Origin of the sequence: Achromobacter xylosoxidans (assembly GCF_002192695.1) — a bacterium.
In the GTDB taxonomy this organism is placed as follows: domain Bacteria; phylum Pseudomonadota; class Gammaproteobacteria; order Burkholderiales; family Burkholderiaceae_B; genus Achromobacter; species Achromobacter xylosoxidans_C.
Window position 1 is genome coordinate 57594 of the sequence record NZ_MTLG01000112.1, and the last position, 25063, is coordinate 82656.

21 protein-coding genes are annotated in these 25063 nt (G+C 67.5%); 18 read left to right on the forward strand and 3 right to left on the reverse strand.

Features of this window, described 5'->3' with window-relative positions:
* Window positions 1–27: 27 nt before the first annotated feature.
* The 8 genes from BRO63_RS27630 (at window position 28) to prpF (ending at window position 11105) form a co-directional block, all read left to right on the forward strand.
* A complete protein-coding gene (locus BRO63_RS27630) occupies window positions 28–621 on the forward strand; it encodes an amino acid synthesis family protein (protein ID WP_088142851.1) in 594 nt (197 codons plus the stop codon).
* Entirely contained in the window at window positions 618–1406 is a 789-nt protein-coding gene (locus BRO63_RS27635) for an alpha/beta fold hydrolase (protein ID WP_088142852.1), read from the forward strand. The genes BRO63_RS27630 and BRO63_RS27635 overlap by 4 nt, the downstream gene beginning before the upstream one ends.
* A 31-nt stretch (window positions 1407–1437) precedes the next feature.
* Entirely contained in the window at window positions 1438–2409 is a 972-nt protein-coding gene (locus tag BRO63_RS27640) for a Bug family tripartite tricarboxylate transporter substrate binding protein (RefSeq protein ID WP_088142853.1), read from the forward strand.
* A 107-nt stretch (window positions 2410–2516) separates the two neighbouring features.
* Window positions 2517–4409 (forward strand): sigma-54-dependent Fis family transcriptional regulator, encoded by a 1893-nt coding sequence (locus BRO63_RS27645; RefSeq protein WP_088142854.1) that lies wholly within the window; start codon window positions 2517–2519, stop codon window positions 4407–4409.
* 194 nt (window positions 4410–4603) lie between these two features.
* On the forward strand, window positions 4604–6406 hold the full coding sequence (locus BRO63_RS27650; RefSeq protein ID WP_088142855.1) for an NAD(P)/FAD-dependent oxidoreductase: 1803 nt from the start codon (window positions 4604–4606) through the stop codon (window positions 6404–6406).
* A 135-nt stretch (window positions 6407–6541) separates the two neighbouring features.
* Window positions 6542–7252 carry a GntR family transcriptional regulator gene (locus BRO63_RS27655; RefSeq protein ID WP_088142856.1) on the forward strand — a complete coding sequence of 237 codons (711 nt, stop codon included), beginning with the start codon at window positions 6542–6544 and terminating at the stop codon, window positions 7250–7252.
* Window positions 7249–9858 (forward strand): Fe/S-dependent 2-methylisocitrate dehydratase AcnD, encoded by a 2610-nt coding sequence (gene acnD / locus BRO63_RS27660; RefSeq protein WP_088142857.1) that lies wholly within the window; start codon window positions 7249–7251, stop codon window positions 9856–9858. The genes BRO63_RS27655 and acnD overlap by 4 nt, the downstream gene beginning before the upstream one ends.
* 62 nt (window positions 9859–9920) lie before the next feature.
* Window positions 9921–11105, forward strand: a complete 1185-nt coding sequence (prpF, locus tag BRO63_RS27665) for a 2-methylaconitate cis-trans isomerase PrpF (protein WP_088142858.1) — start codon at window positions 9921–9923, stop codon at window positions 11103–11105.
* A gap of 70 nt (window positions 11106–11175) precedes the next feature.
* Here prpF and BRO63_RS27670 read toward each other — a convergent pair whose 3' ends face one another.
* Window positions 11176–11847 carry an ankyrin repeat domain-containing protein gene (locus tag BRO63_RS27670; RefSeq protein ID WP_088142859.1) on the reverse strand — a complete coding sequence of 224 codons (672 nt, stop codon included), beginning with the start codon at window positions 11845–11847 and terminating at the stop codon, window positions 11176–11178.
* A gap of 129 nt (window positions 11848–11976) precedes the next feature.
* Between BRO63_RS27670 and BRO63_RS27675 the strand changes: the two genes are divergently transcribed.
* Complete coding sequence (locus BRO63_RS27675; protein ID WP_088142860.1) at window positions 11977–12849, forward strand: LysR family transcriptional regulator; 873 nt, start codon at window positions 11977–11979, stop codon at window positions 12847–12849.
* Here BRO63_RS27675 and BRO63_RS27680 read toward each other — a convergent pair.
* Complete coding sequence (locus BRO63_RS27680) at window positions 12833–14035, reverse strand: amidohydrolase family protein (protein ID WP_088142861.1); 1203 nt, start codon at window positions 14033–14035, stop codon at window positions 12833–12835. The genes BRO63_RS27675 and BRO63_RS27680 overlap by 17 nt on opposite strands.
* 612 nt (window positions 14036–14647) lie before the next feature.
* On the opposite strand from BRO63_RS27680, the gene BRO63_RS27685 reads away from it, so the two are divergent.
* Window positions 14648–16339: a sodium:solute symporter family protein gene (locus tag BRO63_RS27685; RefSeq protein ID WP_088142862.1), complete on the forward strand. Its 1692-nt coding sequence runs from the start codon at window positions 14648–14650 to the stop codon at window positions 16337–16339.
* Between the two features lie 28 nt (window positions 16340–16367).
* Window positions 16368–16490, forward strand: a complete 123-nt coding sequence (locus tag BRO63_RS34360; protein WP_088142863.1) for a putative transporter small subunit — start codon at window positions 16368–16370, stop codon at window positions 16488–16490.
* 25 nt (window positions 16491–16515) lie between these two features.
* Here the strand turns inward: BRO63_RS34360 and BRO63_RS27695 are convergent, their stop codons facing one another.
* Entirely contained in the window at window positions 16516–17658 is a 1143-nt protein-coding gene (locus BRO63_RS27695) for a glycosyltransferase (RefSeq protein WP_088142864.1), read from the reverse strand.
* A gap of 286 nt (window positions 17659–17944) precedes the next feature.
* Here BRO63_RS27695 and BRO63_RS27700 point away from each other — a divergent pair, with 286 nt between their 5' ends.
* From BRO63_RS27700 to ccmB, 7 genes are all read left to right on the forward strand, one after another.
* Window positions 17945–18619: a heavy metal response regulator transcription factor gene (locus tag BRO63_RS27700; protein WP_088142865.1), complete on the forward strand. Its 675-nt coding sequence runs from the start codon at window positions 17945–17947 to the stop codon at window positions 18617–18619.
* The gene (locus tag BRO63_RS27705) at window positions 18616–19998 is read left to right on the forward strand and encodes a heavy metal sensor histidine kinase (RefSeq protein WP_088142866.1); all 1383 of its coding nucleotides are present in this window, start codon (window positions 18616–18618) and stop codon (window positions 19996–19998) included. Before BRO63_RS27700 ends, BRO63_RS27705 begins: the two co-directional genes overlap by 4 nt.
* A gap of 76 nt (window positions 19999–20074) precedes the next feature.
* Window positions 20075–20566, forward strand: coding sequence for a cupredoxin domain-containing protein (locus BRO63_RS27710; RefSeq protein WP_088142867.1), 492 nt, complete (start codon window positions 20075–20077; stop codon window positions 20564–20566).
* 42 nt (window positions 20567–20608) lie between these two features.
* Window positions 20609–22450: a copper resistance system multicopper oxidase gene (locus BRO63_RS27715; protein ID WP_088142868.1), complete on the forward strand. Its 1842-nt coding sequence runs from the start codon at window positions 20609–20611 to the stop codon at window positions 22448–22450.
* A gap of 305 nt (window positions 22451–22755) precedes the next feature.
* On the forward strand, window positions 22756–23574 hold the full coding sequence (locus BRO63_RS27720) for a copper resistance protein B (RefSeq protein ID WP_179215242.1): 819 nt from the start codon (window positions 22756–22758) through the stop codon (window positions 23572–23574).
* Between the two features lie 189 nt (window positions 23575–23763).
* Complete coding sequence (gene ccmA, locus BRO63_RS27725) at window positions 23764–24378, forward strand: cytochrome c biogenesis heme-transporting ATPase CcmA (RefSeq protein WP_088142869.1); 615 nt, start codon at window positions 23764–23766, stop codon at window positions 24376–24378.
* A gap of 12 nt (window positions 24379–24390) precedes the next feature.
* The gene (gene ccmB / locus BRO63_RS27730) at window positions 24391–25059 is read left to right on the forward strand and encodes a heme exporter protein CcmB (protein ID WP_088142983.1); all 669 of its coding nucleotides are present in this window, start codon (window positions 24391–24393) and stop codon (window positions 25057–25059) included.
* The last annotated feature ends 4 nt before the right edge of the window (window positions 25060–25063 follow it).

Here is a 25063-nt window from a genome sequence, read left to right on the forward strand (position 1 = left end):
ATTCCTACAGGTACTGGAGCAGCGGTTATGTCTTTGCAAGTGCGCAAGGTAGTCAGCTATGTGGAAAAAACCCTGATCGAAGGCGGCCGCGAGGCCGAACGCCCGCTGGTGATGGTCATCGCCGCGGCCGTGATCCGCAATCCCTGGGCGGGCCTGCCGTTCCAGGAAGACCTGCGGCCCAAGATCCTGGAAGCCGCGCCGCCGCTGGGCGAGCTGCTGGTCGCGGAAATCCTGCGCCAGGCCGGCTCGGCCGATCAGGTCGAAGCCTATGGCAAGGCCGCCGTGGTCGGCACGGCTGGCGAAGTCGAACACGCCTCGGCCCTGATCCACACGCTGCGCTTTGGCAACGCCTATCGCGGCGCGGTCGGCGGCACCAGCTACCTGAGCTTCACCAATATGCGCGGCGGCCCCGGCTGCGTGATCACCGTGCCCCTGATGCACAAGCTGGACGAGGGCCTGCGCTCGCACTACCTGACCGTGCAGACCACCATCAACGACGCGCCCGCCCCCGACGAAATCGTGATCGCCCTGGGCGCGGCGACCTCGGGCCGTCCGCATCACCGGATCGGCAACCGCTACTCCGACCTGCAGGAACTCGAACGCGAGGCACAGGCCAAATGAGCGCGCATTTTCGGCGTTCGGGCCGCGGCGAACCGCTGGTGCTGCTGCACGGCGTCGGCCTGGACCACACCTTGTGGGACGATCTGGCGCCGCTGCTGGAGCCCCATTTCGAAGTGCTGCGCTACGACATGCTGGGCCATGGCCGCGCCCCCGCCGTCGCCGATGGGGTGACGGTGCAGGACTACATCGCGCAGCTGGACGCGGAACTGGATCGCGCCGGCTGGCAAAACGCCAATCTGCTGGGCTATTCCATGGGCGGCCTGATCGCGGGCGCCTATGCCGCCGCGCGCCCGCAACGCGTCACGCGCCTGGCCTTGCTGAGCACGGTGTTCCGCCGCAGCGCGGACGAAACACGCGCCGTGCTGGCGCGGCTGGAAGCAGCTGCCACGCAGGATCCCGCAGCCGCGGCCCAGGTCTCGCTGCAGCGCTGGTTCACGCCCGAGTTCCAGGCCCGGCGTCCCGAGCGCGTGGCCAGCATCGGCCAGCGCCTGTTGGACAACGACCGCGCCAGCTTCCTGGCGGCATACCGCGTGTTCGCGCAGGGAGACCCGATCCTGGCGCAGGCCGCGCCAGACATCGCCTGCCCCGCGCTGGCGCTGACCGGCGAACTGGACGTCGGCTCGACCCCGCGCATGACACGGGAACTGGCCGAAGCGCTGCCCCATGCGCAGGCGCAGGTGGTGCCGGGCCAGCGACACATGCTGCCGGTGGAGGAACCCGCCATCGTGGCGGCGGCGCTGCATGGATTTTTTCTGCCGGCTGCCGGCGCGCCAAGCGCGGCCTAGCCCGCGTAGAGTGGATACGGAGACAAACAATATGAATCGCAGAACCATCCTGAAGAACATGGCGGCCCTGGCGCTCACGCCGCTGGGCGCAGCGCTCGGCGGCGCCGCCAGCGCGCGCGAAGCCCCTTTGCGCGTCATCGTGCCCTTCCCGCCCGGCGGCGGCACCGACGTGCTGGGCCGTGTGATCGCGGCCACGCTGGAAGGCGCGCTGGATCGCCCGGTGGTGGTCGAGAACAAGCCCGGCGCCAGCGGCATGCTGGGCGCCGACTACACCGCCAACGGCGCCAAGGACGGCAGCGTGCTGCTGTTCGCCGGCCTGGTGCCTTCGGTGCGCTACTACGCCCGGCCGCCCGAGGACGTGCTCAAGCAGCTGGCGCCCGTCTGCCCCATTGCCCGTTCGCCCTACATGGTGGCGGTCAACGCCGACCTGCCGGCCAAGACCCTGGGCGAACTGGTTGCCCAGGCCAAGCGCGAACCCAAGGGACTGACCTTCGGCTCTCCCGGCAACGCCACGCCGCAGCATCTGGCCACCGAGCTGCTGCAGGCCGCCTGCGGCATCGACATGCTGCACGTGCCTTACCGCGGCACGGGCCCGATGATGACGGACCTGCTGGGCGGGCAGATCCAGGTGGTGGTCGCCACCGTCGCGGCGGTGGAGCCCTATCTGCAAGGCGGGCGCCTGCGCGTGCTGGCCGTGACCAGTCCGGAGCGCCTGACCAAGTACCCGGACATCCCGACGGTGGCGGAAGGCGGCTACCCCGGCTTCTCGGCGCAGATCCAGTTCGGCACCTATTGCGCGGCCGGCACGCCGGATGCCGCCATTGCGGCGCTGAACCAGGGCATAAACCGCGCGTTGCAGACCGAGACGGTGCGCGCCAAGCTGGGCGAACAGGGCTTCCAGCCCACCGGCGGCACGCCCGCGCAGCTGCAACAGGCGCTGCTGGCGGAAATTCGCGACGTGGCGGGGCTGGTGCAGGCCGGCAAGGTCAAGGTCGACCTGTAGCGTCCCCCATAGGCACTGATGCTGGATAACCAGCATTTACAGGCGTGTCGTCCTCTGTGCATGCTGCCCGTTGATCCGGCGCAGATCGGGCGCAACATGGAGACGACATGCCTAGTCAGGAATCCCTGCACTCCGCCCATATCCGCGAGATCGAGCAAGTCGGCCTGGGCCGGCCCACGCAACGCGACGCGCACGTGGTCAACAGCTGGCTGCGCTGCCTGGACCAGTACCGGCTGGACCCCGCCCAGGCCTGCGAGGCCTATATCGTGCCGGATGGCCGGCTGCGCGAACACCGCCAGCAGTCCGAAGCGCTGATCTCCATCGCACGGTCCGGCCTGGACCATCTGTTCCGCCAGGTCGCCGGCCAGAACTACGTGCTGCTGCTGGCCGACCGCCAGGGCGTCACCGTGGAATTCCTGGGCGATGCGCAGCAGACCGCCAGCCTGCGCAAGGCCGGGCTCTATCTGGGGTCGGAATGGTCGGAGCGCCGCGCCGGCACCTGCGCCGTGGGCGCCTGCCTGGAGAGCGGCGAAGCCCTCACCATCCACCAGAGCGATCACTTCGACAACACCCATACGCCGCTGTCCTGCACCGCCGCGCCGATCTACAGCGCCGATGGCGAACTCGCGGCGGTGCTGGACATTTCGCTGCTCAGTTCGCCCATCCTTAAAGCCAGCCAGAACCTGGCGCTGCACCTGGTCACCAGCACCACGCGGCGCATCGAGATGGCCAACCTGATGGCGCGCACCAGCAATGAATGGGTACTGCGTTTCGCGCGCTCGCCCGAATTCCTGGACGTGGACCCGGAGGCCGCGATCTCGCTGGACGGCTCCGGCCGCATCCTGGGCATGACGCATACCGGCGCCAAGCTGCTGGCGCGCGCGGCTGGCCTGGACTGGCGCAATCCCGCCAGTCTGATCGGCCAGCCCGTCACCCGTTTCTTCGACGTGCAGCTGGACGATCTGCCGCGCTACACCCGCGCCCATGCGCCGCAACAGCGCCTGATCGCTGCGCGCGACGGCAACGCGCTGTTCGCGCATGCCATCGAACCCAACCGGCACTCGCGCGGCGCCAGCGTCGCGGTGCGTGGCGCGCCGTCGGCGCTGCGCGGACTGGACGGAGGCGACGCCCGCATGGCGGCCATGCTGACGCGCGCCGCCAAGCTGGCCCGGCAGGGGCTGCCCATCCTGCTGCAAGGCGAAACCGGGGTCGGCAAGGAATACCTGGCTCGCGCCATCCACGACGGCAGCCAGCGCACCGGGCGCTTCGTCGCCGTGAACTGCGCGGCGATCCCGGAATCCCTGATCGAAAGCGAGTTGTTCGGCTACCTGCCGGGGGCCTATACCGGCGCGGCGGCCAAGGGCCGCAAGGGACTGATCGAGGAGTCCGACGGCGGCACCCTGTTCCTGGACGAGATCGGCGACATGCCGCTGGCGCTGCAAAGCCGCCTGTTGCGCGTGCTGGCCGAATCCGAGGTCACACCCATCGGCGCCAACACCCCGCGCGCGGTACGCCTGTGCCTGGTGTCGGCCTCGCACCGCGACCTGGCCGCGCTGGTGCGCGAGGGGCGCTTCCGCGAAGACCTCTACTACCGCATCAACGCCGCCACGCTGACCGTGCCGCCGCTGCGCGAACGCGCCGACCTGGAATGGCTGATCGCCCGCCTGCTGGCGCGCCACCAGGACGAGTCCGGCGCCCCCGTGCTGGCGCCCGCCGCGCTGATGGCGTTGAAGGCGCATGCCTGGCCCGGCAACATCCGCGAACTCGCCAACGCCATCGCGGTCGCCGCCGCGCTGTGCGAGAACGGCGTGATCGAACCCGCCGACCTGCCCGACGCGCTGGCGCCGGCCGTGGCGGCCGCCGGCCCCGAAGAAGCCGCCTTGCGCGCCATGCTGGCCAGTTGCGGCGGCAATGTCTCCGAAGCCGCGCGGCGCCTGGGCGTGGACCGGTCCACCGTCCATCGCCAGATGCGGCGCCACGGCCTGGCCTCGCGCACCTGAGGCGCCACACCCTCGCGCCACAGGTGTGGCGTGACGCCACGGCATCCAGCCCTGCCTTCCCGGGCGCGACAACTGGCACGCCGATTGCTTGATCGTTATCGACGCCCACCGGCCGGCACAGGCCGGGGCCGCCAGCGGACCATGCCCCGGTCCGCCACGACAACGATCGCCCGCCACGGGCAAGGAGACTAGACATGCAGACCGATCAAGCCGGCGCCGCCCTGGACGCCGTGCTCGCGCGCCTGAACACGGCGCTGGGCAACAAGGACATCGATGGCGTCGCGGCGCTGTTCCAGGACGACTGCTACTGGCGCGACCTGGTGCTGTTCACCTGGAACCTGCGCACGCTCGAAGGCCATGGCCAGATCCGCGACATGCTGCAACACCAGCTGCCGCAAGTGGAGCCGGTGCGCTTCAGCCTGGATCCGAAGGAAGCCGTGTCGCAGGAGGCTGGCCTGCTGCAAGGCTGGATCGAGATCGAGACCAACCGCGCCCGCGGCTACGGCCACATCCGCGTCCAGGACGGCAAGATCTGGACCCTGCTGACCACCATGTCCGAACTCAAGGGGCACGAGGAACCCAGCGGCCTGCGCCGGCCCAAGGGCGCCGAACACGGCAGCAGCCGCACTCGGCAGACCTGGCTGGAAAAGCGCGAGCAGGAAGCCGCCGAACTCGGCTACCAGACCCAGCCCTATGTGCTCATCATCGGCGGCGGCCAGGGCGGCATCGCGCTGGGCGCGCGCCTGCGCCAGCTCGACGTGCCCACCATCATCATCGAAAAGAACGAACGCGCCGGCGACAGCTGGAGAAAGCGCTACAAGTCGCTGTGCCTGCATGATCCGGTCTGGTACGACCACCTGCCCTACATCCCCTTCCCCGAGAACTGGCCGGTCTTCGCGCCCAAGGACAAGATCGGCGACTGGCTGGAGATGTATACCAAGATCATGGAGCTGAACTACTGGACCTCCACCGTCTGCCAGTCTGCGCGCTACGACGAGCAGAAGCAGGAATGGGAGGTCACGGTGCTGCGCGAGGGCAAGCCCGTGGTGCTGCGGCCCAAGCAGCTGGTGCTGGCCACCGGCATGTCCGGCAAGCCCAACATCCCCAGCTTCCCCGGCCAGGACGAATTCCAGGGCGAACAGCAGCATTCCTCGCAACACCCTGGCCCCGACGCCTACCGCGGCAAGAACGTGGTCGTCATCGGCGCCAACAACTCTGCCCACGACATTTGCGCGGCGCTATGGGAAGGCGGGGCCAACGTCACCATGGTGCAACGTTCGTCCACCCACATCGTGCGCTCCGAAACACTCATGGACATCGGCCTGGGCGGCCTCTATTCCGAACAAGCGTTGGCAAACGGCATGACCACGCGCAAGGCCGACCTGACGTTCGCCTCGCTGCCCTACAAGATCATGGCGCAGTTCCAGATCCCGCTCTACGACCAGATGCGCGAACGCGACGCCGGGTTCTACGCCAAGCTCGAAGAGGCCGGCTTCATGCTGGACTGGGGCGATGACGGTTCGGGCCTGTTCATGAAGTACCTGCGGCGCGGATCCGGCTACTACATCGACGTCGGCGCCTGCGACCTGATCATCGACGGCAGCATCAAGCTGCAGTCGCGCACCGACGTGAGCCACCTCACGCGCGACGCCGTGGTGCTGAAGTCCGGCGTCCGGCTACCGGCGGACCTGGTGGTCTACGCCACCGGCTACGGCTCGATGAACGGCTGGGCCGCCGACCTGATCAACCGCGAGGTCGCGGACAAGGTCGGCAAGTGCTGGGGCCTGGGTTCGGACACCACCAAGGACCCCGGCCCCTGGGAGGGCGAACAGCGCAACATGTGGAAGCCCACGCAGCAGCATGCGCTCTGGTTCCATGGCGGCAACCTGCACCAGTCGCGGCATTACTCGCAATACCTGTCCCTGCAGCTGAAGGCGCGGCAGGTGGGCATGCCGGTGCAGGTCTATGGATTGCAGCAGGTGCACCACAAGCGGTAGGCGCCCGGCCTGCGCCCCCTGGGGTCGGGCCGGGCTTGCGCCAGCCCGGGCTCCGGGGTAAATTGTTGACAATTCAGCGCCCAAGGGCGCTTTTTTCCGAATTTTTCTCTCCATAGCGGAAAGATTGTCAACACAATGAGCAAGGTGCTGACCCTGCCCGGCGCCGCCCCCGGCGACAGCGAGACGCTTGCGGAACACATTTTCCGCAAGATCCAGTCCGCCATCGTCAAGGGCGAAATCGCCCCCGGCAGCAAGATTTCCGAGCCAGAGCTGGCCCGCATCCACGGCGTCAGCCGCGGCCCGCTGCGTGAAGCCCTGCACCGGCTCGAAGGCCAGAAGCTGCTGGTACGCGTGCCCCACGCCGGCGCCCGCGTGGTGTCCCTGTCACAGCAGGAACTTTCCGAACTCTACGAAATCCGCGAATCGCTGGAAGGCATGGCCTGCCGCCTGGCCGCCGAACGCATGCCGCCCTCGGAAATCGCCGAGCTGCGCGCCGTGCTGGAAGCGCACGAGCGCGACGAAGCCTTCCAGGCCGGGCTGGGCTACTACCAGCAGGAAGGCGACTACGATTTCCACTACCGCATCGTCAAGGGCAGCGGCAACCAGATGCTGTTCCGCATGCTGTGCGACGAACTCTATCAACTGGCGCGCATGTACCGCATCCAGTATTCGACCACCCCCAACCGCCCCCGGCAGGCCTACGCCGAACACCACCGTATTCTGGACGCCATCGCCGACGGTGATGGCGAGTTGGCTGAAATCCTGATGCGCCGCCACATCCGCGCATCCCGTCTCAACATCGAACAGCAGATCGCGCAGGGCAACCTGCAGCGCACCGAGGCATGAACCAAAACTACCGCAAGCCCCTGCCCGGCACCCGCCTGGACTACTTCGACACCCGCGCCGCCGTCGAGGCGATTTCGCCCGGGGCCTACGACCGCCTGCCCTACACCTCGCGCGTGCTGGCGGAAAACCTGGTGCGCCGCTGCGATCCGGCCATGCTGACCGATGCGCTGAAGCAGCTGATCGAGCGCCGCCGCGACCTGGACTTCCCCTGGTTTCCCGCGCGCGTGGTCTGTCATGACATTCTCGGCCAGACCGCGCTGGTCGACCTGGCCGGCCTGCGCGACGCCATCGCCGACAAGGGCGGCGACCCCGCCAAGGTCAATCCGGTGGTACCGGTGCAGCTGATCGTCGACCACTCGCTCGCCGTGGAATACGGCGGCGACGACCCCGACGCCTTCGCCAAGAACCGTGCCGTGGAAGACCGCCGCAACGAAGACCGCTTCCACTTCATCGACTGGACCAAGCAGGCCTTCCGCAACATCGAGGTCGTGCCCCCGGGCAACGGCATCATGCACCAGATCAACCTGGAACGGATGTCGCCCGTCATCTACACGCAGGACGGCGTGGCCTTCCCCGACACGCTGGTCGGCACCGACAGCCACACGCCGCACGTGGACGCGCTGGGCGTGATCGCCATCGGCGTGGGCGGCCTGGAAGCCGAGAACGTCATGCTGGGCCGCGCCTCGTGGATGCGCCTGCCCGACATCATCGGCGTGGAGCTGACCGGCCGCGCACAGCCCGGCATCACCGCCACCGACATCGTGCTGACCCTGACCGAATTCCTGCGGAAAGAAAAGGTCGTGGGCGCCTACCTGGAGTTCTACGGCGCAGGGGCCGCCAGCCTCACGCTGGGCGACCGCGCCACCATCTCGAACATGGCGCCCGAATACGGCGCCACGGCCGCGATGTTCTCCATCGACCAGCAGACCATCGACTACCTGCGCCTGACCGGCCGCGAGGACGAGCAGATCGCCCTGGTCGAGAACTACGCCAAGACCACGGGCCTGTGGTCCGACAGCCTGAAGCACGCCGAATACGAACGCGTGCTGCGCTTCGACCTGTCCAGCGTGGTGCGCACCCTGGCCGGCCCGTCCAATCCGCACCGCCGCCTGCCGGTCAGCGACCTGGCCGAGCGCGGCATCTCCGGCGTGGTGGAAAACAATCCCGGCCAGATGCCCGACGGCGCCGTGATCATCGCCGCCATCACCAGCTGCACCAACACCAGCAATCCGCGCAACGTCATCGCCGCCGGCCTGCTGGCGCGCAACGCCAACCGCGCCGGCCTGACCCGCAAGCCCTGGGTCAAGAGCTCGCTGGCGCCGGGATCCAAGGCCGTCTCGCTGTACCTGGACGAAGCCGGCCTGACGCCGGAGCTGGAACAGCTGGGCTTCGGCGTCGTCGCCTTTGCCTGTACCACTTGCAACGGCATGTCGGGCGCGCTGGATCCCGTCATCCAGCAGGAAATCATCGATCGCGACCTTTATGCCACCGCCGTGCTGTCCGGCAACCGCAACTTCGACGGCCGCATCCATCCCTACGCCAAGCAGGCCTTCCTGGCCTCGCCGCCGCTGGTCGTGGCCTATGCCATCGCCGGCACCATCCGCTTCGACATCGAACGCGACGTGCTGGGCACCGACGCCAATGGCCGAGAGATCCGCCTCAAGGACATCTGGCCCAGCGACGAAGAGATCGACGCCGTGGTCAAGGCCGCGGTCAAGCCCGAGCAGTTCCGCAAGGTCTACGCCCCCATGTTCGGCATCCAGGACGACCGCAAGGCCGCCATCAGCCCGCTGTACGAGTGGCGCGCGCAAAGCACCTATATCCGCCGCCCGCCGTACTGGGAAGGCGCGCTGGCAGGCGAACGCACGCTGCGCGGCATGCTGCCGCTGGCCGTGCTGGGCGACAACATCACCACCGATCACCTGTCGCCGTCCAACGCCATCCTGATGGACAGCGCCGCAGGCGAATACCTCGACAAGATGGGCCTGCCCGAAGAGGACTTCAACTCCTACGCCACCCACCGCGGCGACCACCTCACCGCGCAACGCGCCACCTTCGCCAACCCCAAGCTCTTCAACGAAATGGTGAAGAACGCGGACGGCACGGTGAAGCAGGGCTCGCTGGCCCGCGTGGAACCTGAAGGCCAGGTCATGCGCATGTGGGAAGCCATCGAAACCTACATGGACCGCAAGCAGCCGCTGATCATCGTGGCCGGCGCCGACTACGGCCAGGGCTCGTCGCGCGACTGGGCCGCCAAGGGCGTGCGCCTGGCCGGCGTGGAAGCCATCGTGGCCGAAGGCTTCGAACGCATCCACCGCACCAACCTGATCGGCATGGGCGTGCTGCCGCTGGAGTTCAAGGCTGGCGTGAACCGCAAGACGCTGGAGCTGGACGGCACCGAAAGCTACGACGTCATCGGCGAACGCAAGCCGCGCGCCGACCTGACGCTGGTGATCCACCGCCGCAACGGCGAAACCGTCGAAGTGCCCGTGACCTGCCGCCTGGACACCGCCGAAGAGGTCTCGATCTACGAAGCCGGCGGCGTGCTGCAGCGCTTCGCCCAGGACTTCCTGGAAGCTTCCGGCGCCGACAGGAAGGCCGGCTGATCCGCCAACGGCCGGGCGGGCGCTGCGGCGCTCGCCCCCACACCCATCATCAGGACTGCCCCATGACCCATGCTCCCCAGACCAAGATAGCCGCCACCTACATGCGCGGCGGCACCAGCAAAGGCGTGTTCTTCAAGCTCGACGACCTGCCCGAATCCGCGCGCATGCCCGGCGCCGCGCGCGACGCGCTGCTGATGCGCGTGATCGGCAGCCCCGACCCCTACGGCAAGCAGATCGACGGCATGGGCGCGGCCACCTCCAGCACCAGCAAGACCGTCATCATCGGCAAGAGCACGCGCCCCGACCATGACGTCGACTACCTGTTCGGCCAGGTCTCCATCGACCAGCCCTTCGTGGACTGGAGCGGCAACTGCGGCAACCTGTCCGCGGCCGTCGGCCCGTTCGCCATCACCAACGGCCTGGTCGACCCGGCCCGCGTGCCGCAGAACGGCGTGGCCGTCGTGCGCATCTGGCAGGCCAACATCCAGAAGACCATCATCGCCCACGTGCCCATGACCGATGGCGCCGTGCAGGAAACCGGCGACTTCGAGCTGGACGGCGTGACCTTCCCGGCCGCCGAGCTGCGCCTGGAGTTCATGGACCCGGCCGAGGAAGGCGATGGCGGCTCGATGTTCCCCACCGGCAAGCTGGTCGACGACCTGGAAGTGCCCGGCATCGGCAACTTCAAGGCCACCATGATCAACTCCGGCATCCCCACGATCTTCCTGGACGCCGAGGCGCTGGGCTACAAAGGCACCGAACTGCAGGACGACATCAACGGCGACGCCGCCGCGCTGGCGCGCTTCGAGACCATCCGCGCCCACGGCGCGCTGCGCATGGGCCTGATCAAAAAGATCGAAGAGGCCGCCAGCCGCCAGCACACGCCCAAGGTTGCCTTCGTCGCGGCGCCCAAGGAATACGTGTCCTCCAGCGGCAAGAAGATCGGCGCGGGCGACATCGACGTGCTGGTGCGCGCGCTCTCCATGGGCAAGTTGCACCACGCCATGATGGGCACTGCGTCCGTTGCCATCGCCACCGCCGCGGCGGTGCCGGGCACGCTGGTCAACCTGGCCGCGGGCGGCGGCGAACGCGACAACGTCTGCTTCGGCCATCCGTCCGGCACCTTGCGCGTCGGCGCCGAGGCCCAGCTCGTGGACGGCGAATGGAAGGTCACCAAGGCCATCATGAGCCGCAGCGCCCGCGTGCTGATGGAAGGCCGCGTGCACGTACCGCGCGAGGGCTTCTGATCCGGCTTGCGGTTTCCGGAATGAAGAACGGGGCTTGAAAGCCCCGTTTTTTTTACACGGCGCCAGCGCCTCAGCCCTTCGCTCCCGCCGCCTCCAGCAGGCGCACGACTTCGGTCTGTCCGCGCTCACGCGCATGACGCAATGGAGTCACGCCCTTGCCATCGGCCAGGTTGACGTCGGCGCCGGCTTCGATCAGCCGCTTGACGATCGCCTGGTGGCGCGCGCCGCCGTCGCCCAGGATCACGGCTTCCAACAAACCGGTCCAGCCCAGGTTGTTCACATGGTCCGCGTCCACGCCGGCGCGCAGCAGCATGTCCACCACTTCGACGTGGCCGCGCTCGCACGCAGGAATGAGCGCCGTGCCGCCGTAGCGGTTGGTGCTTTTCAGGTCGGCGCCGTGCGCCAGCGTCAGCGCCAGGATCTCGCGATAGCCTCGTGCGCCGGCCAGCAGGTAGGCGCTGTCGCGGATCGAGTTCTGCGCATTGACGTTGGCGCCGGCCTCGATCAGGACGCGCGCCGCTTCGACATGATTGCCCTGAGTGGCGCGCAGCAGCGGCGTATTGCCGTCCGCATCGCGCGTGTCCATGGCGACGCCTTGCTCAAGCAGCTGCTTGACGCGGGCCGCATCGCCGTTGCCCGCAGCGGTCAACAGCGCAGTGTCCGGGGCTGCAGCCGCAGCCGCTCCCCCCATGCCCAACAGGAATGCCGCCAGCCAAAGGCGACCCGCGCGAAAGATAGACATCGATATTTCCTCCAGATCAACAGCCTGACGCCGGCCGGATCGACTCCCGGCCTCGTGAGACTCCAAGTATGGCGGCCTGCCCAAGTATTATGAAATTAATTGGCTTGATAGATTCGAGTGGACATCCAAATGCTAGATCCGGTCCTGCTGCGCAGTTTCCTTACCGTCGTGGACACGGGTAACTTCACCCGCGCCAGCGAGCACCTGCACCTGACGCAATCCACCGTCAGCCAGCACGTCATCCGGCTGGAAGAGAACTTGGGTTGCCGCCTGCTGGACCGCGCGCAGCGCCACGTCCTGCCCACCGAGGAAGGCGAGCGCCTGCTGGGCTACGCCCGCAGCATCCTGCGCCTGGCCGAGGAAGCGCGCGAAAGCGTGGCCGCGGCGCAGGCCAGCGCGGTGCTGCGCCTGGGCGCGCCCGAGGACTTCATGGGTTCGACGCTGATGCCCACCATCGCCGCCGTCGAAGCGGCCTATCCCCGGCTGCGCGTGGAGGTCGAGGGCGGTCTCAGTCATGAGCTGTTGCGACGCTACCGTGATGGCGAACTCGACCTGCTGCTGGTCAAGCATTGGGAGGTCGATGCCGATTGCCATGCGCAGTGGCCCGAGCCCCTGCGCTGGATCACCGCCAGCGGCTCGCCGCCGCCCGCATCCGACACCGCCGTGCCGCTGGTGGCCTTTCCGTCCGGCGCGCTCTACCGCCAGGAAATGACCGCCATGCTGGAGACCAGCGGCAAGCCCTGGCACGTGCGATTCTCCAGCCCCAGCCTGCCCAGCCTCAGCGCGGCGGTCGCTGCCGGGCTGGGCGTCAGCTTGCTGCCGGCCGCCTGCGTCACCGCCGAGCACCGGGTGCTCACGCCGGAAGAAGGCTTCCCGACGCCTGACGGACTGCGCCTGTCGCTCTATGCCCGTTCGCGCCTGAGCGATGCCGGCCACGCGCTGCTGCGCGCACTGGCCCGGTTTTGCGAACAGCGCGCCGCGCAGGTCACGCCGCCGGCCTGACACCGCCGAAGGCCGCCACGGCGTCGCCCACAGGCTCGCCCCTGCGAAACAGGAAGCGCTGCGCCGGCACGGCGGCGACCGCGGCCGCGCCGTTGGGCGCGGGCAGCGCCACGAAGGTCGCCTCGTTGCCGGCCGCCAAGCCGTAGCCCTCCAGGCCCAACACCTCCGCTCCCGAGTGGGACGCCATGCGCAAAGCCGTCAGCAATTCACCGTCGGTGTAAAGGCCGGAGCGGTAGCCTATCAGCATCGCGCGCTGCAGCATGTCGCCATTGCCGTAAGGCCACCAGCAGTCCTGGATGTTGTCGTTGCCCGTGAACACGCGCACGCCCGCCTGGAGCAGCGCCAGAACCGGCGGAAACGCCCGGTCGCCAGGCGCGTTCGTCATGATCGCCACGCCCGCGTCGGCCAGCTTACGCGCCACCTCTTCCAATGCGCCCGGCCCGACGTCGCCCAGCGCATAGGCGTGGCTGATGGCGACCCGGCCCGCCAGGCCCAGCGCCCGCGTGCGCGCGGCGATGCGGGCAATCTGCTCGACCCCCGGTTCGCCCGGCTCGTGCAAATGGATGTCGACCTTCGCGCCCAGCCTGTCGGCGATGCCGAACACGCAATCCAGCTGGCCTTCCGCGTCGCCGTCCAGGGTGGAAGGGTCGATGCCGCCCACCACCTCGGCGCCTTCGCGCACGGCCGCTTCCAGCCATTGCGGCGTGCCCGGACAGGACATCACGCCGGCCTGCGGGAACGCCACCAGTTCGATGTCGACGATGCCGCGCCACTTCTCGCGCGCCGCCATGACGGCGCGCAGATTGGCCAGTCCGGTGCTGCCATCCACGTCCACGTGGCAACGCATCGCCACCGTGCCGAACGCCGCGGCTTGCGCGATGAGCGCATCGGCGCGTCCTTCGATGGGCGGCGCGGCCGCCAGCTCTTCCTTTTCGATGGCCAGCCGCTCGCGCAGGTTGGCCGCGGGCCGGTGAGGCCTCCAACGGTCGCCGACAAAGCTCTTGTCCAGGTGGATATGGCCATCGACAAAGCCGGGTAGCACCAGGTGCCCGCGCAGGTCGGTCACCTGTGCGGCGCCCGCGGCCGGCGGCTCGGCGCCCAGCGTGAGGATGCGGCCATCGCGCACGTGCAGGAATAGGGGATTGCCGTCTGGTCCGACGGCATTGATGTATACGCGGTCTGTCATGTGTCTCTCGGTCTTGCGCGGCCATGCCGCACGCATGGCCCGGGCTTGGGCATACCTTATCGGACAGCAGGCGCCACGGCCAATTAAGTGTTGCGATGCCCGCCAATGCGAATCGCGATACTCCGTGCACGTACGCCTAGCGGCCGCATGCTGGACTCGAGCGGGGTATGTCCCTATACTTGGCGCCTGTTGTAGTTCATTACGCATGCAGCCAGACGATGCACATCGCCTGGAGGCATCCATCACAAGGCCGCGCACAGCGGCCCGGCGTGTAACGCCGAAACACCCACACCCAGCCGTAAAGGCTGCGGAACAAAAATCCTGCTTACCAGGCGGGACCATCGCTCGCCGCATCGGGCAACGTAAAAAGCAACCAGCGTTCTGCGCAATGCGGCGGCAAGACACCTATACGGTGTGCCTTATTGCTGTCCGTCCGAGGGCGTCTCCAGTCACGTCCGCGCCGGGCAGGCTTGCGATCGCGCCTACGGCCGCTCGCCCGGTGTTTCGGCTGCGTCACAGGGGTTTGCCGCCCATCGCATTCCGCGCAAACGGCCTTCATGCAGCCATGACTGTCCGTCATGAACACGCTGTCAAGGAGAAAGGACGAAGACGATGCAAGAGACAGAATTCTTTCAGCTATCCGCCACCACCGCCATCCTGCTGCTGGTGGGCTTCTACGGCGCGACCTTCCTCATGTCGCTGCTGATTAGCCAGAAGAACGAGAACGTGGACGGCTACATGGTGTCGAACAACGCGGTCGGTTTCGGCCTGTCCACCGCCAGCATGATCGCCACCTGGATCTGGGCCGCATCGTTCTATGCCAGCGCCACCTCGGGCTACAAGTATGGCCTGTCGGGGCCGCTGCACTACGGCTTCTGGGGTGCGCTGATGATTCTGTTCATCTATCCCTTCGGCAAGCGCTTCCGCAAGCTGGCGCCCAAGGCCCACACGCTGGCCGAGGTCATACACGCGCGCCACGGCACCTCCAGCCAGATGATCATGGCGGTGTCGAACATCGTCGGCAGCTGCATCAGCCTGATGGTCAACTTCACGGCGGCTGGCGCGCTGGTTTCGATCCTGAGCCCGCTCAGCTTCATCCAGGGCGTGCTCATCGCCGGCCTGGGCGTGCTGTCCTACACGCTGTGGTCGGGATTCCGCACCTCCGTGATGACGGATTTTGCGCAGCTGGCCGCCATGATCATCGCGGCGGTCGTCATCATTCCGCTCATCTTCTTCAACGCGGGCGGCCCTGACGTGCTGTCGGAAAACATGTGGCGGCTGAGTTCCGACCAGGCGGACTTCTATTCCACCCGCGCCATCCTGGAACAGGGCGCGCCCTACTTCGTGGCCGTGCTGGCCTACGCCATCGGCAACCAGACCATCGCCCAGCGCCTGTTCGCGGTGCGCGAGGACCTGATCAAGCCCACCTTCCTGACGGCCACGGCGGGATACGGCGCCGTCGTGATCGGGTTGGGCATGCTGGGGCTGCTCGCGCTTTTCGTCGGCCTGGAACCTGCCAACGGCGACATGAACAACATCATCCCGCAGATGGCGTCGACCTACCTGCCGCCCTTCGGCATCGCGCTGTTCTTCCTGCTGGTGGTGGGCTCGCTTTCTTCCACCGCGGACTCCGACCTGGCCGCGCTGTCGGCCATCGTCATGACCGACGTGTACGCCAAGAACCTGGCTGGCGGCCGTCCCGATCCGCGCCGCATGCTGTGGTGGGGCCGCTGCACCATGATCGTGGCGACGATGATAGGCGTGATCTTCGCCAGCCTGCGCCTGGACATCCTGGTCATGCTGGTGTTCGTCGGCGCGCTGTGGGGCGCCATCGTGTTTCCGGTCATCGCCAGCTTCTACTGGGACCGCGTCGACAATCGCGCCTTCGTCAGCGCCGTGCTCAGCGCCGTGGCCATGTTCACCATCGTTCGCTTCGAGCTGCTGCCCATCACCGGCGCCATCGCCGTGTTCTTCGAGATCTGCTCGGCCATAGGCGGCGGCGTGGTGCTGGGCCTCATGACGTTCGGCTTCTTCGGCCGCACTGCGGCGCTCGCCGTAGGCACGGCAGGCGTGTTGGTGATGCTGCCCATCTTCGTCGGCACCTTGCGCGAGTACATCGTACTGATGGGCTCGCTGACCGCCTACGGGGTCAGCGCCACGGTCTGCGCCAGCCTCAGCCTGCGCAACAAGCAGCGTTTCGACTTCAGCCTGCTCGCGGACCGCGTGACGTCCTTCCAGGAAGCGCAGGAAGCCATGTCCACGCCCGCCGCGCAACGCCCCGAAATCCAGCCCACCCAAGGCTGAGCATCCATCCCGCAACAAGGAGACCGATATGTGGTTGACGTTCTACTTTCTGGTGTGGCCCGCCATTTCCGCCCTCATCCTGGCGCTGCTATGCGTGACGCTGTGGCAGGACATCCGCGCGGCCAGACGCAGCGGCAAGGCCATGATCTGACGTACCCGCCAGCGTCCCTTGCCGCTCAAGCCAGCCGCAACGGACGCTGGGCCTGCGCCAGCGCTTCAAGGTAGACCGCATGCGTGTCCGCCACGAAGCGCGACAGCGCGAAATCCCGCACGGCCTTCTCCCGCGCCGCGCGTCCCATGGGGCCCAACAGAAGCGGCTGCGCCAGGATCTCGCGCAGCACGCCGGCCACGGCCTCGGGCGTGCGCGCCGACACTACCCAGCCGTCCAGCCCCGCATGCACATTCTCGGCCAGCCCGCCGGCATTGCTGACGATGACCGGCACGCCCATGGCCATCATTTCGCGGCACGCGAACGAGATGGTCTCCATCTCCGAAGACAGCACAAATCCCACGTCCAGCGCCGCCACGAAGGACCGCACGTCGTCCAGCAAGCCTGAGAAGACCACCTGGCCTTCCATGCCCAGTTCGCGCACGCGTCGGCGCTGGAGTTCGCCGGGCGGCTCACCGGCAATCATGATGACGATGCGCTCGCGCAGCTCGGCGGGCAGTAAGGACACGGCCTCGACCATGTCCAGCCAGCGCTTGTAGTCGGCAGTGCCGGCATTGCTGCCGATCACCAGGCGGCGCGCGTGCGCGGCCGGCAGCCAACGGCGGCGAGCGTCATCCACGGCTTGCGGCGCGGGCGGCCTGAAGCGTTCCACGTCCACGCCATTGCGCACGGTGCGCAGGCCGCAGCGCGCGAACGCGCTGCCCGCCAGCTTGCGGCGCGTGTGCTCGCACACGCAGATGACGCGGTCCGTCGCCAGGCGGGCGCGCAGCGTCGCGCCGAAGCTGCTGGCATTCCGGTCGTTGTGCTGCGTGTACACCACCGCGGGGCTATCCGCCCCGAGCCCCAGGCCTGCCAGCATGCACAGGCGATGGTCGGCCGAACCGTTGACGTGCGCGACGTCGAAGCGATCCTGCGCCAGCAGCCGCCGCAGACGGCGCGCGTTGGGCAGCGCGCCCAGCAGGCCGCCGCGGAAATCCAGCGCTTCGGCGCGCACGCCGGGCATGGCCGAAGCCGCCTTGAACAAGCGGCTTTCTGGCGGCGCGGCCACCACGATGTCGTGCGCGTTGCGCAGCGCCCCGGCCAGCGACAGCACATACGTGGTGTGGCCGCCGCCATCGCCGCGATGGAAATTGGTGTACAGGATCTTCATCGCGGAGCGCCTGCTCAGGTCCTGGACGGACCAGTTCCATCAACCGGCATCCGCCCGGATTGCCGTGCACGTTTCGGCGCGCAGGGTGCATAATGCGCCGCAACGCCGATTTCATCGTTGGCCGTTTCACAACGCTTCGAGACAGGTTTTCGAGCACTCACGGATCGCTCCTTGTGTTTCAGCGCCGCCAAGCGGGAACTTGGCTGACACGCTGAACTCTACGCAGTCGGCAATTACAGAAGCCGGACCGACTCATTACATTTGTGCAAGGAAAGCGAGGCGCCCCATGCGTATCCTGTTGATCGAAGATGAAAGAAAGCTCGCGGACTACGTCCGCAAGGGATTGACCGAGCACAACTACGTGGTCGACATCGCCCGCGACGGCATCGACGGACGGCACGCCGCCATCGAGGGCGACTACGACGTGGTGGTGCTGGACGTGATGCTGCCGGGCGTCGACGGTTTCGGCGTGCTAGCGGACCTGCGCAAGCACAAGGAAACGCCGGTCCTGATGCTGACCGCCCGCGACAAGGTCGAAGACCGCGTGCGCGGCCTGGAGGGCGGCGCGGACGATTACCTCGTCAAGCCCTTCGCCTTTTCCGAGCTGCTGGCGCGGATCCAGGCCCTGCTGCGCCGCGGCCGGGGGCAGGAATCGACGCTGCTCAAGCTGGCCGACCTGGAGATGGACCTGGCGCGGCGCAAGGCGCAGCGAGGCGGCCTGCGCCTGGACCTGACCGCCAAGGAATTCACGCTGCTGACGCTGATGCTGCGCCGCCACGGCCAGGTGCTGTCCCGGACCGTGCTCGCCGAGCAGGTCTGGGACATGAACTTCGATAGCGACACCAACGTCATCGAAGTCGCCGTGCGGCGTCTGCGGGCGAAGATAGACGATCCGTTCGAGACCAAGCTGCTGCATACCGTGCGCGGCATGGGCTACGTGCTGGAGCTGCGCGAAAAATGAAACTGCCGCGCATTGCGTCCATGGAGATCCGGCTCACGCTGCTGCTCGGCGTCATCGCCCTGGTGGTGTCCAGCGTTGCCGGCTACACCCTGTTCTGGGCCTTGAAGCGCGAGGTGCAGCGCCAGGAGATCACCGAGGTGGCGGGCAAGCTCGAACTCATCAACCACCTCATCGGCATGCAGGCCACGCTCGCGCAGATGCAGGATCTGCGCGGCGCGCTGGACAACATCATGGTCGGCCACGGCAACCTCAAGACCTGGATCACGCTCGCGGACGGCAGCGTGTTCTACGGCGACGCGCCGCCCGTGGCCGTGCGCACGGTGGCCGGGCGCGAGATCAAGCTGCATACGCAGGACGGCTGGAACATGCGCGGACTGCGCGTGCCGCTGGAAGGCGCGCTGCTGCCGGGCGCCGAGCTCACCGTGGCCGTCAACCTGCGTCCCGGCACGCAGTTCCTGTATGCCTTTGCCACGGCGCTGGTGCTGATCTGCGCGGTCTGGGTCGGCGCCACCCTGGTGCTGTCGGCATGGGCAGTGCGGCGCTCCCTGTCGCCCATCCGCCGCCTGTCTCAGCAAGCCGCCCGCATCCAGCCAGACAATCTGGCCGTGCGCCTGCCGGAACAGGGCATAGACCGCGAGCTGCGCGAGTTCACCCATACCTTCAACGGCATGCTGGGCCGGGTGCAGACCGCCTATCAGCAGATGGAAGGCTTCAACGCCGATGTGGCGCATGAACTGCGCACGCCCCTGGCCACGCTGATCAGCGGCACCGAGGTCATCCTATCTTCCCGCCGCTCCGAGCAGGAGCTGCGCGAGGTGCTGGAATCCAACCTGGAAGAGCTGGAAGGCCTGAAAGCCCTGGTCAACGATATGCTGTTCCTGGCCCGCGCCGACGGCGGCGAACCGGCGGGAGACCTGCAGGAAGTGGACGTGCGCCGAGAGGTCGCCCGCGTGGCCGAATACTACGAGGCCGCGCTGGACGAGGCCGGCGTGTCCCTGACCGCGCACGGCGGCGCCGCCCTGATGGCCAACCCGCGGCTGCTGCGGCGCGCCATCGCCAACCTGCTCAGCAACGCCATCCGCGCCACGCCCCGCGGGCGCGGCATCGACCTCTACTGCATCGCCCGGCAGGACGAGATCGAAATCAGGGTCAGGAACCCCGGCGCGCCGATCGCGGCGCAGGCGCTGCCGCGCATCTTCGACCGCTTCTACCGGGGCGACGATGCCCGCAGCCGGCGCGCCGACGGGCACGGCCTGGGCCTAGCCATCGTGCGGGCCATCGCCCGCATGCACGGCGGCAACGCCTTCGCCCGCTGCGGCGGCCAGGGCACCGAGGTCGGCTTCACGCTGTCCCGGGCGCCGAACATTACAGGAAAGTAATCCTCCCGACAGGTTGCGGTGTGGAGCGCGTCACTAAAGTGGCGCCTCCCACCCCCAATTCGTCTAGAGGATACGCATGAAGAAACTGGTGAAACTCGCGCAGGGCGCCGTCGCCGCGGGCGCCTTTTTGCTTTCCTTCGGTGTCATGGCCGCCCCCGGCCACGGCGCTGGCCACGGCGGCGGCCATGATGCCGTGGCCGCCATCGGCAAGCCCGGCAATCCCGCCAAGGTCTCGCGCACGGTGGTCGTCGACATGACCGACGCCATGCGCTTCACGCCGGACAAGATCGACGTCAAGGCGGGCGAGACCATCCGCTTCAAGGTCACCAATTCCGGCAAGATCCGCCACGAAATGGTGCTGGGCACCAAGGCCGACCTGGACAGCCACTACCAGATGATGCTCAACGATCCGGGCATGCGCCATGAAGAGCCGAACTCCGTCTCGCTGGAAGCGGGCAAGGCCGGCGACATCGTCTGGACGTTCGACAAGGCGGGAACCGTCGCCTTCGCCTGCCTCGAGCCGGGGCACTACCCCGCCGGCATGAAGGGCGCGGTTTCCGTCAAGTAATCCACAGCCGGGATGCCGGTCCGGCTACCGGGGAGATAGAGCATGAGTAGAGCAGTTTCGAATCCGCGCCGCCGGTTTGTGCAGGGCCTGGCCACGGGCGGCGCGCTGGCCGGCATGGGCCTGTGGAGCCCGTCCTCGTGGGCGCAGGCGGGCTCGGCCCGGCAGAGCGTGCTGTCGGGCACCGAGTTCAACCTGGAGATCGGCGAGAGCCCCGCCAATTTCACCGGCGCCCCGCGCATCGCCACCACGGTCAACGGCATGCTGCCCGCGCCCACGCTGCGCTGGCGCGAAGGCGACCGCGTTACGCTACGCGTCACCAACCGCCTGCGCGAAGACACTTCGATCCACTGGCACGGCATCATCCTGCCCACCGGCATGGACGGCGTGCCCGGCCTGAGCTTTCCCGGCATCGCCCCTGGCGAAACCTTCACCTACCAGTTCGACGTGGGCCAGAGCGGCACGTACTGGTATCACAGCCATTCGGGCTTCCAGGAGCAGACCGGGCTTTACGGCGCCATCGTCATCGATCCCAAGCGCCCGGACCCGGTGCGCGCGGACCGCGACTATGTCGTCCTGCTGTCCGACTGGACCGACGAAGATCCCATGAGCGTGTTCCGCAAGCTCAAGGTGATGCCCGACTATTACAACTACATCCAGCCCACCGTCGGCAGCCTGATCGACGATGCCGAGAAATCCGGCTGGAAGAATGCGTTGAACGAGCGGCTCATGTGGCAGAAGATGCGCATGAACCAGACCGATCTGGCCGACGTCTCGGGCGCGACCTACACCTTTCTTACCAACGGCAAGTCGCCGGCCGGCAACTGGACCGGCCTGTTCCGTCCGGGCGAACGGATCCGCCTGCGCTTCATCAACGGGTCGGCCATGACCTACTTCGATGTGCGCATTCCCGGCCTGAAGATGACGGTGGTGGCCGCCGACGGCCTGGCCGTGCGGCCCGTGGAGGTGGAAGAGTTCCGCATCGCCGTGGCCGAGACCTATGACGTCATCGTCGAACCGCAGGACGAGCGCGCCTATACGATCTTCTCGCAAGCCATGGACCGCTCCGGCTATGCCCGCGGCACGCTGGCGCCGCGCGAAGGCATGCAGGCCGAGATCCCGGCGCTGGACCCGGTGCAGGTGCTGACCATGATGGACATGGGCATGGCGCACGACATGCCCGGCATGGACATGGGCGGCTCGCAAGCGGGGGGCATGGACCACGGCGCTCAAGGCGCGATGAACGCCGGGACGCAAGGCGGCATGGACCATGGCTCCATGGGAGGCATGAACCACGCAGGCATGGCTGGCATGAATCACGCCGGCATGAACCATGGCGCGGGCGGCAACGAAGGCGGCATGGTCGAGGTCAAGCACCCCTACCCCGCCGAATACAGTCCCGCCAACTCCATGGTGCCCGACATCGTTTCGACCCGGCTGGACGATCCCGGCGTGGGCCTGCGCAACAACGGCCGCCGCGTGCTGACCTACGCCGACCTGCGCTCCATGGTCGAACCGGCGGACAACCGCCCGCCGACCCGCGAGATCGAGCTGCACCTGACCGGCAACATGGACCGCTACATGTGGTCGTTCAACGGACTGAAGTTCACCGAGGCCAAGCCCATCGTGCTCAAGTATGGCGAGCGCGTGCGCTTCGTGCTGGTCAACGACACCATGATGACGCACCCCATCCACCTGCATGGCTTGTGGAGCGACCTCGAATCCGCCGACGGCAATTTCCAGGTGCGCAAGCACACGATCAGCCTGAACCCGGCGCAGCGCCTCAGCTACCGCGTCAGCGCGGACGCGCGCGGCAACTGGGCCTATCACTGCCATTTGCTGTTCCACATGGAGGCCGGCATGTTCCGCGCGGTCGTCGTGGAATAGGGGGAATAATGAGAACAATGACATCCAGAAAGCGCTGGCCCGGGCTCGTCGCGGGCGCCGCCCTCCTTTCCGCCGCCTCCGGACTGGCCCTGGCGCAGACGCCGGCGGGAACGATGAGCGGCATGGATCATGGCTCGATGCAGGGCATGGATCACGGCTCCATGCAAGGCATGGACCATGGTTCGAACGAGGGATCCGCTGCGGCCCCGAAAAAGGGCATGGACCACAGCTCAATGCCAGGCATGGACCACGGCTCGATGCAGGGCCAGGCCCCGGCCTCGAAGAAGGGCACGGACCACGGTTCCATGAAAGGCATGGATCACGGTTCGATGAAAGGCATGGATCACGGTTCGATGCCTGGCATGGACCACAGTTCTATGCCCGGCATGGACGAATCCTCGCGCAAAGGCCCGCCGGTGGGTTCCCTGCCCTCCAGCGACGGCAGCACCGAGCAGCGTTACGCCGCCTACCGCATCCATCCGCACATGATGGACAACGTCGTCACCAGCCATCTGCTGTTCGACAAGCTCGGCGTCGCCTATGACCGCAACGAACAGACCAGCCTGCAATGGGACGGCCAGTTCTGGATCGGCCGCGACCTGAACAAACTGTGGATCAAGAGCGAGGGCGATCGCCTGAACGGCAGCACGGATGCCAAGATCGAGGCCTTCTGGAGCCACACGATATCGCCGTTCTGGGACTTTCAGCTGGGCGCGCGGCGCGATTTCGGCACGGGTCCGAAACGCAACTGGGCTGCGCTCGGCGTGCAGGGCGTGGCGCCCTACGGCATCGAGACCGAGATCACCGGCTATGTCGGCGGATCCGGCAGGACTGCGCTGGCGCTGAAGGCGGAGTACGACCTGCTGCTTACCCAACGCCTGATCCTCACGCCCGAGATCGAAGCCAGCCTGAACGGCAAGAACGACGAGGCGCGCGGCGTGGGCTCGGGTCTGTCGGATGCATCGTTCTCCTTGCGGCTGCGCTACGAAGTCACGCGCGAATTCGCGCCTTATGTCGGCGTGTCGTTCGGGCGCAAGTTCGGCAAGACCGCAAGCTACGCCAGCGAAGCCGGAGAAAGCCGTTCCGAACGCGCCATCCTGGCCGGCGTGCGCATCTGGTTCTAGGCAGCCGCGGCGCCGCAACTTGCGGCGCCGATCGGCACTTTTTCAACTGCTCCGTGCGCTGCGCCGCGAACTGTACTGAACCATGGCCGTTTTGAGGCGAACATTACAGGAATGTAAACCGCCAGCAATGTGACGGTCAGACGCGCCTCCCTATAGTTGCCCCTTTGTCCACACAGCGGCGGGGCGGCAATGCTTGAAGCGATGGGTCTGGGTTGCATGCGCGCGGAGCGTCCGCTGTTCAAGGAGCTGGCTTTGCACGTGGCGCCCGGCGAATGCCTATTCGTGCACGGACGCAACGGCAGCGGCAAGACCAGCCTGCTGCGCATTCTGGCCGGCTTGGCGCGGCCCGCGCGCGGCAAGGTGCTCTGGCAGGGACTCGGCATCTCGCAACCTGGCAACAGGTATCGCGGCCAGTTCTTTTATGTGGGCCATGCCGATGGCCTCAGCGGCGAACTCAGCGCCGCCCAGAATCTGCACGCGCTGCAGGCCGCAAGCGGATATGCGGACCGTCCCGCTGCCATTGCGTTCGCGCTGCGCGAGGCAGGCCTCGAAGGCAAGGAGCATGTTCCGATCCGTGCCCTCTCGGCGGGCCAGAGGCGGCGGGCAGCCCTTGCTCGCCTGCTTGCCGAGTTCCGGCCCCTCTGGATTCTCGACGAACCCGTGACCGCCCTGGACGCCGGCGCTCACTCGTGGCTGGCACGCGCCATGGATCGCCATCTGCGCGATGGCGGCGCGATCGTGGCGACGAGCCATCAGGAGATCGCGCTGGACCATGCGCACAAGCAGATCCGGCTTGGCTCCTAGCGCATGAATTCCATGCCGAAATTGCTCTCGGCCGTTGCGCTGCGCGACCTGCGCATCGCTCAACGGCGCGCCAGCGATACGCTGACGCCGCTGGCCTTCTTCCTGGTGGCCGCCAGCCTGTTCCCCCTGGCGGTCGGCCCCGAACGGGAAATACTGCGCGCCATTGCGCCAGGCGTGCTCTGGGTGATGGCCTTGCTGTCCTGCCTGATGTCGCTGGGCCGCCTGTTCGAGGCAGACCATCGCGACGGTTCGCTGGAGCAATTGATGCTGTGCGCCGCGCCCTTGCCGGTGATCGTGCTGGGCAAGGTCGCGGCCCACTGGCTGCTGTCCGGGTTGCCGCTGACCTTGCTTGCGCCCGTGCTGGGCCTGCAATTCGGCCTGGATGCCGCCGCCCTTTTGTTCCTGACGCTGGGCCTGGCCATCGGCACGCCCGCCCTCGGCCTGATCGGCGCCATCGGCGCGGCGCTCACCCTGACCGCTCGTGGCGGCGGGGCGCTGCTGGCCCTGCTGGTCCTGCCTCTCTTCATTCCCATTCTCATATTCGGCGCCGGCGCGGTGCAGGCGGCCCAAAGCGGCCTGGGCGCGAGCGCGCACCTGTCGCTGCTGGGCGCCGTGCTGGCCTTGTCCCTGTTCTTCGCGCCGCTGGCCGCCGCCGCGGCGATACGCATCTCACTGGAATGAGGAG